The sequence below is a fragment of the Sphingobium sp. V4 genome (genome assembly GCF_029590555.1).
Taxonomy (GTDB): Bacteria; Pseudomonadota; Alphaproteobacteria; order Sphingomonadales; family Sphingomonadaceae; genus Sphingobium.
On the sequence record NZ_CP081002.1, the window covers coordinates 680,801 to 693,512 of the forward strand.

General features: G+C 64.8%; 13 protein-coding genes. 4 read left to right on the forward strand and 9 right to left on the reverse strand.

The annotated features are described in order from the left end of the window. Positions 1 to 29 precede the first annotated feature (29 nt). From K3M67_RS18795 to K3M67_RS18810, 4 genes are read right to left on the reverse strand one after another with little or no spacing between them, the layout of a single operon-like run. Entirely contained in the window at positions 30 to 764 is a 735-nt protein-coding gene (locus K3M67_RS18795) for a DUF2889 domain-containing protein (RefSeq protein WP_066854990.1), read from the reverse strand. 2 nt (positions 765 to 766) lie between these two features. Continuing rightward, the gene (locus K3M67_RS18800; protein ID WP_066854993.1) at positions 767 to 1,927 is read right to left on the reverse strand and encodes a thiolase family protein; all 1,161 of its coding nucleotides are present in this window, start codon (positions 1,925 to 1,927) and stop codon (positions 767 to 769) included. A 3-nt stretch (positions 1,928 to 1,930) separates the two neighbouring features. Beyond that, positions 1,931 to 2,335, reverse strand: coding sequence for a Zn-ribbon domain-containing OB-fold protein (locus K3M67_RS18805; protein ID WP_285832998.1), 405 nt, complete (start codon positions 2,333 to 2,335; stop codon positions 1,931 to 1,933). 1 nt (position 2,336) lies between these two features. Continuing rightward, positions 2,337 to 3,590, reverse strand: coding sequence for a cytochrome P450 (locus K3M67_RS18810; protein WP_285832999.1), 1,254 nt, complete (start codon positions 3,588 to 3,590; stop codon positions 2,337 to 2,339). Positions 3,591 to 3,805: 215 nt separating this feature from the next. Here K3M67_RS18810 and K3M67_RS18815 point away from each other — a divergent pair, with 215 nt between their 5' ends. Genes K3M67_RS18815 through K3M67_RS18830 form a run of 4 tightly spaced genes read left to right on the forward strand, consistent with a single transcriptional unit; the run spans position 3,806 to position 7,919 of the window. After that, positions 3,806 to 4,036, forward strand: coding sequence for a ferredoxin (locus K3M67_RS18815; RefSeq protein WP_066855002.1), 231 nt, complete (start codon positions 3,806 to 3,808; stop codon positions 4,034 to 4,036). 20 nt (positions 4,037 to 4,056) lie between these two features. Further along, the gene (locus K3M67_RS18820) at positions 4,057 to 4,884 is read left to right on the forward strand and encodes a coniferyl-alcohol dehydrogenase (protein WP_066855005.1); all 828 of its coding nucleotides are present in this window, start codon (positions 4,057 to 4,059) and stop codon (positions 4,882 to 4,884) included. A gap of 16 nt (positions 4,885 to 4,900) precedes the next feature. Next, positions 4,901 to 7,108 (forward strand): acyl-CoA dehydrogenase family protein, encoded by a 2,208-nt coding sequence (locus K3M67_RS18825; RefSeq protein ID WP_285833000.1) that lies wholly within the window; start codon positions 4,901 to 4,903, stop codon positions 7,106 to 7,108. A 10-nt stretch (positions 7,109 to 7,118) separates the two neighbouring features. Further along, a complete protein-coding gene (locus tag K3M67_RS18830; RefSeq protein ID WP_285833001.1) occupies positions 7,119 to 7,919 on the forward strand; it encodes an enoyl-CoA hydratase/isomerase family protein in 801 nt (266 codons plus the stop codon). 4 nt (positions 7,920 to 7,923) lie between these two features. On the opposite strand, the gene K3M67_RS18835 is transcribed toward K3M67_RS18830, so the two are convergent. From K3M67_RS18835 to K3M67_RS18855, 5 genes are all read right to left on the reverse strand, one after another. Further along, positions 7,924 to 8,673 carry a TetR/AcrR family transcriptional regulator gene (locus K3M67_RS18835; RefSeq protein WP_066855015.1) on the reverse strand — a complete coding sequence of 250 codons (750 nt, stop codon included), beginning with the start codon at positions 8,671 to 8,673 and terminating at the stop codon, positions 7,924 to 7,926. A gap of 20 nt (positions 8,674 to 8,693) precedes the next feature. Next, positions 8,694 to 10,160, reverse strand: a complete 1,467-nt coding sequence (locus K3M67_RS18840; RefSeq protein ID WP_285833002.1) for an aldehyde dehydrogenase family protein — start codon at positions 10,158 to 10,160, stop codon at positions 8,694 to 8,696. A gap of 29 nt (positions 10,161 to 10,189) precedes the next feature. Further along, on the reverse strand, positions 10,190 to 10,942 hold the full coding sequence (locus K3M67_RS18845) for an SDR family oxidoreductase (RefSeq protein WP_285833003.1): 753 nt from the start codon (positions 10,940 to 10,942) through the stop codon (positions 10,190 to 10,192). A gap of 87 nt (positions 10,943 to 11,029) precedes the next feature. Then, positions 11,030 to 11,812, reverse strand: coding sequence for a hypothetical protein (locus K3M67_RS18850; RefSeq protein ID WP_066855020.1), 783 nt, complete (start codon positions 11,810 to 11,812; stop codon positions 11,030 to 11,032). Between the two features lie 130 nt (positions 11,813 to 11,942). Beyond that, on the reverse strand, positions 11,943 to 12,704 hold the full coding sequence (locus K3M67_RS18855) for an SDR family NAD(P)-dependent oxidoreductase (protein ID WP_066855023.1): 762 nt from the start codon (positions 12,702 to 12,704) through the stop codon (positions 11,943 to 11,945). Between the last annotated feature and the right edge of the window lie 8 nt (positions 12,705 to 12,712).

Below are 12,712 nucleotides of genomic sequence, written 5' to 3' on the forward strand. Positions count from 1 at the left end.
GCGCTCCCGACGAACGGGAGCGCCCTTTTTCAGCGCTGGCGATAGCGGGTTCCGTCGAAATGATCGAGCGGTACGAGGGCACCCCCGCTGAAGTCGATGATCTTCCCGACACGCCGCGCGCGCACCGCATTTTCCGGCTGAAAAGTATAGCAATTGGGCGGCACGCGGGTCGCGGTGGATTGCCGCTCCATCGGAATGAGCCGGCCATTGCCGAGGATCGCCCCCCACTGGAGCAGCCTTGCAGCTTCCCTCTCGCGTCCTTCCAGTCCCTCGATCCACTCGCGCAGCTTGAGCAGGGATTCCCCGGCGATCGCGTCCGGCCTCTCCATTACATGGCCGCGATGCGCGAATTGCAGCACGGGGGTGCCGTCACGCCGGATCTCCGCGACGCTGAGGCCATCGACCGGATCGCAGGCGACAATCTCATAACGGGTCGGGGCCTGGTCAGTGGCGTGGGCGGCGGCCAGCACCATGAGATCGTGCAAATGGGTGCAGTTGGCCTTCTTCTCGCCGCGGCCCGCAACGTCCGCAAGCGGCACGCCCGTGAAGGTGCCTTGCAATATCGCGGACGCGCCGGGACAGGTGGTCCAGGGAAGGCGGTCCAGGATCGAATCCACCTCTGTCACGACCACGCCGTCATGATGCAGGATGACGGCCATGCTGTGATAGTCGTCCTCGACAGCGGCGATCACCTGCCCGGCCGACGGCGTCACCAGGAAGCGGCGGCGAAAGCCCGACAGCCTGTCGAGCGCGGCGCTGTCCATCGTCAATCCTTCGCCAGCAGCAGCGCCGCCGCCATCGGGCCACCGCCTGAGGTCGCGATCGCGACCCTGGGATCGCCGGCGATCTGCCGCGCTCCACCCTCTCCCCGCAACTGCACAACCGCCTCATAAGCGAAGCCGAAGCCATGCAGGCGACCCCAGCCGAGCTGGCCGCCGCCGGTATTCATCGGCAGGTCGCCGTCGAGCGCGATTCGCTTGCCACCTTCCAGGAACTGGCCGCCCTCGCCGATCTCACAGAAGCCCAGGCCTTCCAGCCAGGTGATCGGCTGGAAGGCGAAGCCGTCGTACAGCTGGACGGTATCGACATCCTTGACGCGATAGTCGGTAGTCGCCCAGAGATCTCGGCCGGTCGGATAGGCTCCGGCCCATTCGGCCTGATCCCAGCTATAGCGTTCGACCGAACCGGCGCTGGCAGCGATCCGGATCGGCGTTGCCTTCACCTCGTCCAGGGCGTCGCCTGCCGAAACGATGATGACCGTCGAGGCGTCAGTGAAGCGGTCGCAATCATAGAGGCAGAAGGGCGTGCTGATCATCCGCGCGCCCATATATTTGTCCATCGTCAACGGTTCGCGAACGAGGGCGCGCGGATTGCGCGCGGCATTGGCATGATCGTTCAACGCCACCTGCGCGAGCTGCTCGCGGGTCAGACCATAGCGCTTCATGTGCCGCATCGCGAATTGCGCGGTCCAGTTGGCGGCGGAAAAGGCGCCGAAGGGCGACACCCATTGCGAACTGCCCGACACGTCCTTGCGCCGTTCGAGCGGCGGAAACTCCTCCGGCCGGGCGAGGGCGGCGGCCTCATAGACGGTGCGGAAGCAGAGCACATGGCGCGCCAGGCCCGCCTTCACCGCAGCAGCGGCTTCCGCCACCGCCCCCAATTGAGCAGTCGCTTCCGCCGCGCCGACATGCCAGCGGGTCTTCAGCCCCAGCACCTCGATGAGATCATCTGCACTGACCGGCGAGAAGCCGAGAAAGCTCTGCATCTTGCCGGGATAGGTGGCGACGCCGTCGATCTGGTCGAGAGTGAGGCCCGCGTCGGCGATGGCTTCGCGCACGGCGTCGAGGGTCAGGCCCAGCGGGGACCGTGTCAGGCGGACACCGACCTCGGACATGCCGATGCCGCTGATATGGGCTTCGTGCGCCATGGTTCAGCCGACCTTTTCGAACAGGGGATACCAGATGCCGTCCTGTTCCTCGAACAGCACCTGGACCCGATCGTCGATATCGACCGCATCGACCGGGCATTGGACGATGTTGGTCGTCAGATAGACGCCCGGCGCATCGTCCAGCTTCACGCGCGCGATCACGAAGGGCACTTCCATGTCCTTCGCCCAGGACTGATGATTGACAGTATAGCTGTCGACCACGCCCATCCCCGACACCGCATGGGGGCCGACATTTTCCGACTGGCAATGGCGACAGATTTCGCGCGGGGGATGGGTGAAGCCCCCACAATCACCGCAGCGGGTGATATTGAGCCGCCCGTCCGCGCCGCCGGTCCAGAAGGCGCGATTGTCCCGGTCGAGCCGGGGCCGCGAACGCTGCCAGGCCATGTCAGTCGGCCCAGACCAGGTGCAGGCTTTCCAGGCCGATCACATGACCGCCATGGAACACCGGCGGATGGTCGGGATCGAGCCGGAATTCGGGCAGGCGGGCGAGCATTTCCTCGTAGAGGACTTGCAGTTCGACGCGGGCGAGGTGCGAGCCCAGGCAGCGATGCGGGCCGACCCCGAAGGCGATATGGACATTATTCTCGCGATCGAGGTCATAGACCTCCGGCTGCGGAAATTCCTTCGCGTCGAGATCCGCGGCCGGCAGGAACAGCTTGACGAAGTCGCCCGGCATCAGCTTCGCGCCCGCCAGTTCGGCCTCCTTCTTCACGATCCGCATCGGCACCGTGAAAGTATAGCGGCGCAGCATTTCCTCCGCCGCCTCGGCGATCAGCTTGGGTTCGGCGCGCAGCTTGCGTTGCAGGTCGAGGTCGAGGGCCAGACCGCGCATGGCAAGGCCCATGCCGTTCATGACCGTATCGAGACCGGCGATGAACAATAGCACGCCATAATTCTCCATGTCGGCCAGTGTGGTGGGCTGGCCGTCAATCTCGAGCTTCCATAGCATCGAGAGAATGTCGTCGCGCGGATTGTCGCGGCGGTCGAGCATCACATCGCGCATCGCTGCGGCAATCTTTTGCAGGCGACGCATCGACCCTTCGCGATCGGTGTCGATCGCCTCCATATGCTCCTTCACGATGGCGCGATATTCGGGCAGCCGGTCGAGCGGCAGGCCCAGCATCTTGAGGAACACCTGGACCGGCAGCGGCTCGGCCACGGCGGACATGAATTCGCAGCGCCCCGCCGGCTTGATCGTCTCGATCAGTTCGGCCGCGAGCGCGCTGATGCTGGCCTTCAGGTTCGCGATCGTCTTGGGCGAGAAGACCTTTTGCAGCGGCTGGCGATATTTGGTGTGCTCCGGCGGATCGAGCGTGATCGGGACCGGCTGGGGGATGTGGGGCGCGCCGGGCGGCAGCGCCGCCAGCATCGCCTTCATCTGCGCAGCCGGCACGAATTCACTGGAGAAGGTTTCCGTATCGCGCGAGGCTTCATAATTGGCGGCATGGCTGATCGCCAGCCAGCCGCCGCCGTTGCGCGGCGTCCAGAAGACGGGCGGCGCGGTGCGCAGCAGATCCAATATCCGCTGGTGCGGATCGGCCAGCAGGCCCGGATCGGCATGGACGTCAAAGTCATAGACCAGCGCATCGGGCACATGGGCCGGCTTGGCTGCTATCGGGCTGAGGGCTGCGTGAACCATGATGTCTCCGGCTATCCTGCTTCCTGTTTTGGCCGGTGTCGCCCGCATGGCGGACAAAGGCAAATGGGTTGGCACAGCCTCGTCGCAATACCGCAGGGACGATCGCCACAATCACCCGATCCCGCGCGTATCGTGGCGGCGATTGAGCGTTAGGACGAGTTGATCGCCGTCCCAATCTCCTTTCTAAGGAAGACAAGCATCGCTGGAGAGGCGTCATGAAAATCCGCATCGAAAGAGCGGCGTGCGTGGGCAATGCCCGCTGTGCCGCCGTGTCAGACACCCTCTATCCGCTCGACGAGGACGGCTACATCGCGACCGACGGTTTCGAGGTTCCCGAGGGCATGGAAAAGATCGCGAAAAACGGCGCGCGCGCCTGTCCCGAGCGGATCATCTTCGTGATCGAGGATGACGACAGCATCAGCTGGCCCCCGGCGGCCAAGGCCTGACCATCTTATCGGAGAGCATGATGAGCGACTTATTGGGCTACAGGGGCAAGCGGGTGATCGTAAGCGGGTGCTTCTCCGGCATGGGAGAGGCGACGGCCAGGTTGCTGCTCGACCTGGGCGCTGAGGTGCATGGCCTGGATTTCAAGGACAGCAGCCTGCCGCTCGCATCCTTCCACAATGTCGACCTGCGCGACGCAGGCTCGATCGAGCGCGCCGTTGCCGGCATCGGTGGAAAGGTGGACGCGCTCTTCAATTGCGCGGGCCTGCCGCAATCCTTCCCGCCGATGGATGTCATGAAGGTGAACTTCATCGGCCTGCGGCATCTGACCGAACAGGTGTTGCCGTTGATGGGCCCTGGCGGTGCGATCGCCAGCATCGCTTCAACCGGCGGGCTTGGCTGGAGCCGCCGCATCCCCACCAACATGGAATTCGTCACCACCAAGGGCTTCGATGCCGCCATCGCCTGGTGCGAGGCAAATATGGACATCGTCAAGGAAGGCTACAGCTTCTCCAAGGAGAATGTGATCGTCTGGACCCAATATATGGGCGCCCACCTCATCAAGCAGGGCATCCGCATCAACTGCACCCTGCCCTCTCCCACCCAGACGCCGATGATGGCCGCGTTCGAGGCGACCTCTGGCAAGGATGTCGTCGCCGCTGCGGCCGAGCCGATGGGACGCTATTCGACGCCGGAGGAGCAGGCTGCGGGCCTGGTCCTCATCAACAGCGACCTGGCCAGCATCGTCAACGGCGTGGTTTTCCCGGTCGACGGCGGCTTCATGGGCGGCGTGGCGACCGGGCAGGTCGACCTCAGCATCATGATGCGGCGCGCCGCACCCGCGCAATAAGCCGGAGCCTGCCAACATGAATTTCGACCTGACCGACGACCAGGAAATGATGCGCGACATGTTCGCGCGCTTCCTCGACGAACAGAGCAGCATGATCCGGGTGCGCGAGGCGGCGCCTTCGGGCTTTGATCCGGCCTTGTGGCAGGGGCTCGCCGATCTGGGCGCCCTGTCGATCCGGGTGCCGGAGGAAGCCGGCGGACTGGGCCTGGGCCTGTTCGACGCCACGCTGCTGATGGAGGAAGCGGGCCGGACCCTCGTGTCGGGGCCGTTGGCGGAGGCATTGATCGCCGCCCGGCTGCTGGCGCAGCTGGGCGGCGACACCGCCGAGTTGCTGGGGCAGGTCATGACCGGCAGGGCCATTGTCAGCCTCGCCTTTCATGACGTGGCCGACCAGCCGGTGCAATGGATCGGCGGCGGACAGGTGGCGCAGTCCGTGATCGCGCGGCGCGGCGGGGATGTGATCCTGGTCGATGTGCCTGAAGCCGCACGGCGCTCCGAGGACAACTTGGCATCGACACCCATGGCCGAAATCGATCTTGGCGCCCTACCCCATGCCATATTGGCGACTGGGGAGGCCGCACTGTCAACCCTCGCGCAGTGCGTGGAGGAATGGAAGCTGTTGATTGCCGCCGGGCTGGCGGGGATCGGGCGACAAGCGCTCAAGCTCGCCGCCGCCTATGCCTGCGAACGCAAGCAGTTCGACCAGTATATCGGCCAGTTTCAGGCCATTTCCCATCCGCTGGCGGACCTGCTGTGCGATGTCGATGGCGGCAAGTTCCTGGTCTGGAAAGCGATACGGGATCTGGTCGACGCCGCACCACAGGCGGGCGCGGCGATATCGATCGCCGCCTGGTGGAATGCCGACGCCGCCGCACGGGCGGTGGCGCAGGCGCTGCACACATTTGGCGGCTACGGCCTCACCACCGAATATGACATCTTCCTGTTCAACCTGCGCGCCAAGGCCTGGCCGCTGCTGCTGGGCGACCCGCAGCGGCTGATCGAGGAAGCGGGCCGGCGCTTCTATGGCGCCGAAAGGCCCGCCCTGCCTGATGCAGGTGCCATGCCGATCGACTTCGACCTAGGCGAGGACGCGCGAGCCATCACGCAGGAAATCAACGATTTCTTTGCCGCGAACGTGACGCCGGAGATGCGCGAGACCTTCCATTACAGCTGGGAGGGCTACAATCCCGAACTGAACCGCAAGCTCGCCGCGCAGAATCTCCTCTATCTGGGCCTGCCGGCCGATGTCGGCGGCAGAGGCTTGTCGGCCTACGAAAAGACCGCGGCGATGGATGCGTTCGAAACGCAGGGCTACAATAACCCCGCCGCCAATGTGACGCAGATGGTGGCACTCATCATCCACCGCTTCGGCACGGAAGAACTCAAGGCGGCGGTGCTGCCGGAGATCATGCGCGGGGAGGTGATCTGCTCACTCGGCTATTCCGAACCCGGTTCCGGTTCCGACGTGTTCGCCGCCCAATGTCGCGCCACGCAGCAGGCCGACGGCAGCTGGCGGATCGACGGCACCAAGATGTTCACCAGCGGCGCCAACCTGGCCACCTATGTGCTGATGCTGTGCCGGACCAACCCGGACGTGGCCAAGCACAAGGGGCTGACCATGTTCATCGTACCGCTGAAGGCCGACGGAGTGACGATCCAGCCGGTCCATACCTTCCAGGACGAGCGGACCAACATCACCTTCTATGACGGCGTCTCCATACCCGACAGCTGGCGGCTGGGCGAGATCGACGGCGGCGTCCGCACCATGAGCGCCAGTCTGGAGCTGGAGCATGGCGGGGGCTTCGCCAAATATCAGCGCGCGATGTTGCAGGCAGCCGAAAGCCTGTGCCGAGAGATTCGGTGCGATGGCCGGACGCTGATCGAGAATGGCGGCGCGCAGGTTCGCCTGGCGCGGACCGCTGCCAATCTGTGGGCATCGGAACTCATCACCTACCGGGCACAATGGGCGATAGCGGAAAAGAAGCCCAACCATGCCTATGGCCCGATGGCCAAGATGTTCAGTTCCGAAAAATTCCAGAGCGACGCGCGCGACCTGCTGGATCTGACGGCGCCGCTATCCCTGTCGAAGCGCAAGGGCGCGGCCGCCGAGATCAACCAATATTACCGCCACGCCCAGGGATCGACCATTTATGGCGGGACAAGCGAGGTCCATCGCAGCATGATCGCCGAGCGGGCATTGGGCCTGCCGCGCACCCGTGCCTGAGGATGACGCCATGAGTGATAAGCCGCATCTGCTGACGCAGGAACAGGACGGCATCCTGATCGTCACGCTCAATCGGCCGGACAAGCTCAACGCCCTATCCGCCGAGACCATGGCGCTGTTCGAAGCCGCCCTGCTCCGCTTTCGCGATACCGCGGCATTGCGGGTGATGCTGATCCGCGCGACTGGTCGCTATTTTTCGGCCGGCGCGGACCTCAAGAGCGGCGATGCTCCGGCCTATCCGCGCACGCCGAGCGGCATCCGCGAAAATCATCGGCTGAATCTGAACGGGATGCAGCGCATCTATGACGAGATGGAGCATGTCGAAAAGCCCATCGTCTGCGCCATTCACGCGACCTGCGTCGGTGGCGGGCTGGAAATGGCTCTGTCGTGCGATTTCCGCCTGGCGGCCAGGAGCGCGGCTTTCTCCTTCCCCGAGGGGCTTTTCGGGGTGCTGCCGGCCTCCAATGGGGTCAGCCGCCTGACGCGCATCTGCGGTCCGCATTGGGCACGCTGGTTGATCATGGGCAATCAGAAGGCCGATGCCGATCGGGCATTGATCATGGGCCTGGTCCATGACGTGCTGCCGGACGCGGGATTTGACGAGGCCGCGCTCGCCTTCTGCCGGCACCTAACCCGGCAAAATCCGGAACAGATGGGCGCGGCCAAGATCGCCATCGAACTTGCTAACGAGGTCGGCCCCTCCATGGGCCGCCATGTCGAGCGGATGGCGAACAGCGCCCTGATGCTGAACCCTGCCTATCTGGAGGGCATGGAGCGCTACCTGAAGGGCGTTGGCGGGCAGAAGGACTGATCGGTCAAACGCGTCCCTCTACCGCAAGGGCGCGATAGTCGCGAATACCCAGTTCGAGCAGCCGCGCCTCCGCGCGCAACAGATGCGTTCGTCCCAGCGGATTGGGTGTATGCAGTATATGCTGCAACGCGGTGTCCGTCGTCACGGTGACGACGCGTTCCAGCCCCGTCATCAATGCCGTGGCCATACTGAATGGTGGGGATTGCTGCTGGCCCAGATCGCCGTCCATCTGCTCGACCAACAAGCGCATGACTGGCTGCGCCGCATGGACGCGATGCAACACCATGCGCTCATTCTGCGCGTCGGCCATCTGGTTACGCAGGTGGAGAAGCCGCGAATGCTTGATCCAGAAGCCGTGATAAGCGGTGACAAAGGCCAGCGCCCTTTCTCCCAGGACTGCGTCATCCCAGCGATCGCGCAGCAAGGAAATATACTCATCCTCCGCCGTCGCCATCACCGGTTCCAGTACCGCCATCAGCAGTTCGGTGAGATCGTTGAAATAATTGTAGAGCGAGGTCATCCCCAACGATGCCTGGCGCGCCACGGCGCTCAACGAAACCTCGACATCCGGCGGCCCCGCCAACAATTCATTGGTGGCGGCGAGGATACGCTCACGCGTGTCCCGCCCCTTGCGACCCAGGCGCTGGCCGTTGAGATTGTGGCTGAGCGTGGTGGAGGGCGCTGCCGCGCGCGCGCGAATGGTTGATGGCCTGACAGCCTGGTCGCCCACCGTCTTGTCCACGTTCGCGCTCAAAATCCGACCCCGCTATCCCGTCATGCGCGCCAGGCCACGAGCTTGGTATCGAGAAACTCCTCGATGCCCTCAAGGCCCCATTCGCGACCCATGCCACTGGCCTTGCAGCCGCCAAAAGGCAAGTCTCCGGCGATGCACATGCCGCCATTAACGCTCACCGACCCCGTCCGTATCCGCCGGGCGACACCGATCGCACGGTCAAGGTCGCCCGACGCCACCCCGCCCGACAGCCCGTAGCTGCTTTCATTGGCGATACGGATGGCGTCCTCGTCATCGTCATAGGGGATGACGACAAGGACCGGTCCGAAAATCTCTTCCTGCGCGATACGCATGTCATTGGTGACGTCAGCGAAGCAGGTCGGCTCGACAAAATAGCCGCCGCCCTTGTCCGGGCGCGCCTTGCCTCCGGCCAGCAGCGTCGCCCCCTCCTGTTGTCCCAGTTCGACATAGGACAGGACGCGATCCATCTGCCGCTTCGACACGACCGGACCCATGATATGCTGCGGATTGTCGAACTCGCCCCAATTATCGCCGAAACTGCCGTAGGCATGTTTAAGGACGGCCTTGGCCTCCTCATGGCGGCTGCGCGGCACCAGCAGGCGCGAATGGACGGCACAGCCCTGACCTGCGTGGAAGACGAGCATCGACTGGGCGACGTCCATGGCGAAATTGGGTGCATCGTCGAGGATGATCTTCGCCGACTTGCCGCCCAGTTCGAGGAAGACGCGCTTCAGGGTGGCAGCGCCCTGTTCCATGATGCGCTTGCCAACGCCAGTAGACCCGGTGAAGGAAATGAGGTCCACGCGCGGGTCCGTGACCAGCATTTCGCCGGCCAGTGCCGGGTCCGCGCCGAAGACGACGTTGAGCACGCCGGCGGGGAGGCCCGCTTCCGCCGCCAGTTCGCCGAAGATCGCGCCCATGCCCGGCGTGTTGGGCGCAGGCTTCAGAATGACGGTGCAACCTGCCAGCAGAGCCGCAACGACCTTCCCCACATTGACATAGAGCGGCACGTTCCAGGGCGTGATCGCCCCGACGACCCCCACCGGTTCATAATAGGCGCGGCGCTGCGTCTCGAAGCCGTAGCCGGTGCGCGGTCCATAATCCTTTTCCCAGACGATTTGGGGAAAGAGGCGCAGATAATCGTCCCAGCCGTCGAGCGCCATGTCGACATGGGCGCGGCCGACCGCCCCGATGGCCGCGCCGGCTTCATGGCGGGCAAGGTCGGACAGGCGATCCTTGTTCGCTTCGAAAAGCGCTCGCAATTTCGTGACGAGGGCCACGCGCAGTTCGACATTGGTCGACCAGTCGGTGGTGTCGAACGCCCGGCGCGCGGCCGCGATCGCCGCCTCGACATCGGCCGCCGACGCATCGGCCGCCCGCCCGACCACATCCCCGGTCCAGGGTCCGATCACGTCGAACGTGCGGCCTTCCTCGGCTTCGCGCAACACGCCGTCGATATAGAGTTTGGCGTCGGGGAGAATGGCCATGGTCTTGGTCTTCCTATGAATGGGGATGGTCAGCCGCGACGGTCGGCGGTCAATGCGACATGGCGGATATGCAGGTCGGCCGGCATGTCGATGACGGCCCGAAAGGCGTCGGTGACAGAATGATAATGGCTGATGGGACGGTCGCGCGGGTTGAGGCCGATCTTAGCATTGTCCTGCATGAAGCGGACGGCGACCTCCATCGGCCAGTTCGTGCCGGTCTTGGTCTCGTCCATCATCTGGCCGGCCTGCACCACCGTCACGCGGACGCCGTCGGCGGCGAGTTCGCGCGCCCACAGGTCCGACATCAGTTCCAGCGCAGCCTTGCCCCCGGCGTAGAGCCACAGCATCGCCATCTTGATGGCCACGGATTCGCTGCTGACGTTGATGATATGACCGCCACCCCGCAACAGCGGCAGCGCCTCGCGCGCGCAGAGGATGGGGCCAGCGACGTTGGTCATCAGCGATGCGACGACCTGATCGTCACGGACATCGGCCAGCGTGAAGGGTTCGTAGATGGCCGCGTTGTTGATGAGGACGTCGATCCTAGGATGCAGTTCCGCAAGCCTGGCGAAAGCCGCGCGGATGGACGCAGGATCGGCGACGTCGCAGACCAGCGCCACATGCGGCGCGCCCAGCTCCGCCGCCACGGCCTCCACCTTGGCAGCGGTGCGGCCCAGCAGGACCACCGTATCGCCGTCCGCGGCGAAGCGGCGCGCCAGCGCCCGGCCGAGGCCGTCGCCTGCGCCCGTAATGACGATCGTCTTGCCCATAAAGCCTTCCATCCTCTTCCCGCTCTTTCCCCCTACCTGCCCCCACTGGCCGGCGTCCGGCAAGGGATCAGGCCATCGTGCGCGCGATAGTTGGCTGCCTTAACCGGCAGGCCGGGCGAAGTCCGCCGGATAGACCGACAGATCGCCATCATAGGCGATGCCGCCGGGCCAGAAGCGGGCGCCGCTGACCTTGCTGAAATAATGGACGGTGCGCGCGAAAGAGCCGGCGGCCGAGCGCGGCGCGAAGGCAACGCCGCTGGGACTGACGCCGCGCGCGCGCGCGCTGAAATCCTTGACCGTGAACAACAGGTCGTCGGTCTGCTGGGCGCAGAAGACGAGGTCGCTGCCGGGGCAGTAGTGGCGCGGTTGGATCTGCACCGACGACAGCCGGCCGCGCTTCATCGCCACCTTGCCCGGCACGCGGGTAACTTCGGGTGCGTGCACCGTGTCATACCAGTGATGATATTCCGCCTCCCGCCCGGCGACGAAATTGGCCAGGATGATGCTGACTCCGGAAAAGGGCTGATCGGCGCGATGGTTGGGGCTGAAGGCCCAGTCCCCATACATGGCGTAGCTATGGATGCGTTCCGTATCGCCGCTGTCGTCGATCAGACCGGCGTCGCGCGCTTCGGCCAGCAGCGGGCCCAGCGCGGGCAGATCGATCTCGGGCGCCGGGTAGTCGAATTCATAGACACTGAGGAAGGCCCAGGGCTGGGGAATGTCCGGCATGATCTGTTCGGGCGTCACGGCATAGCGGTCTGCCGAACGCAAGCCGCGCAGCCGGGCCAGATCATCCTGATGCTTGCCGTCGAACCAGCGGGCATATGCGCCCTCGCGCCCGGACGGGACATTATGGAGATGGATGGTCGTATAAAGGCTCATGTCCGCAATCCCGTCAGCGCTGCGCTCAGCAATGCAGCACGGACGGCCGTGCCGTGCCAGCGGCTTGCGCGGCGAAGCGGCAATGATCGCCAAGGCGAACCCTGCCTTCGCCGGCAAGCACCGCGTAATGTCAGAAGCGGAAGCCGCGCATCTGGTTGTTGCCGTCGCACAGGATGACCTGGTTGTTGATGAAACTGCCTTCGTCCGAAGCCAGGAACAGGGCGAGCTGGGCGATGTCTTCCGCCGTTCCCTGGCGACGGACCGACTGCATTGCCTTCAACCTTTCCCAATTGGCGGCGTCGACACCCTGCTGCGCGGCCTCGGTCGCCATCAGGCCCGGCGCGATGCCGACGCAGCGTATCTCGTCGGCGCCGAACTGCTGCGCCATGGCATGGGTGAAGATGTTGAGCGCCGCCTTCGTGACGCCATAGGCAGTCGCGGGATTGTAGCTCGCCATCGACGACTTATTGATGATGACGCCCTTGGCCCTTGCCAGCGCCGGGCGGAGCGCTTCCGCCAGCAGCATCGGCCCGATCGTGTTGATGGCGAAATAGTGCTGCCATTTCGCCTGCCCCAGACCGAAGAAGCCACGCGCGATCTCGCCGGAGTGAAGTCCGGCATTGTTGATCAGCACGTCCAGCCGGTGATGCCCGGCCAGAACCGCGTCGGCGCAGGCATGAATGTCGGCCTCCACCGCCATGTCGATGCGGTGCATTTCGGCGCTGCCCCCCGTCTGTTCGATCAGGGTGCGGCTTTCCGCCAGCCCATCCTCGTTGATGTCGGCCAGGATGAGGTGGGCGCCTTCGCCTGCGAAGGCCAGGGCATGGGCGCGGCCCAGGCCGCCCGCCGATCCCGTGACCAGCACTGTCCTGCCCGCGAACCGATGCGCCATTGCGTCCC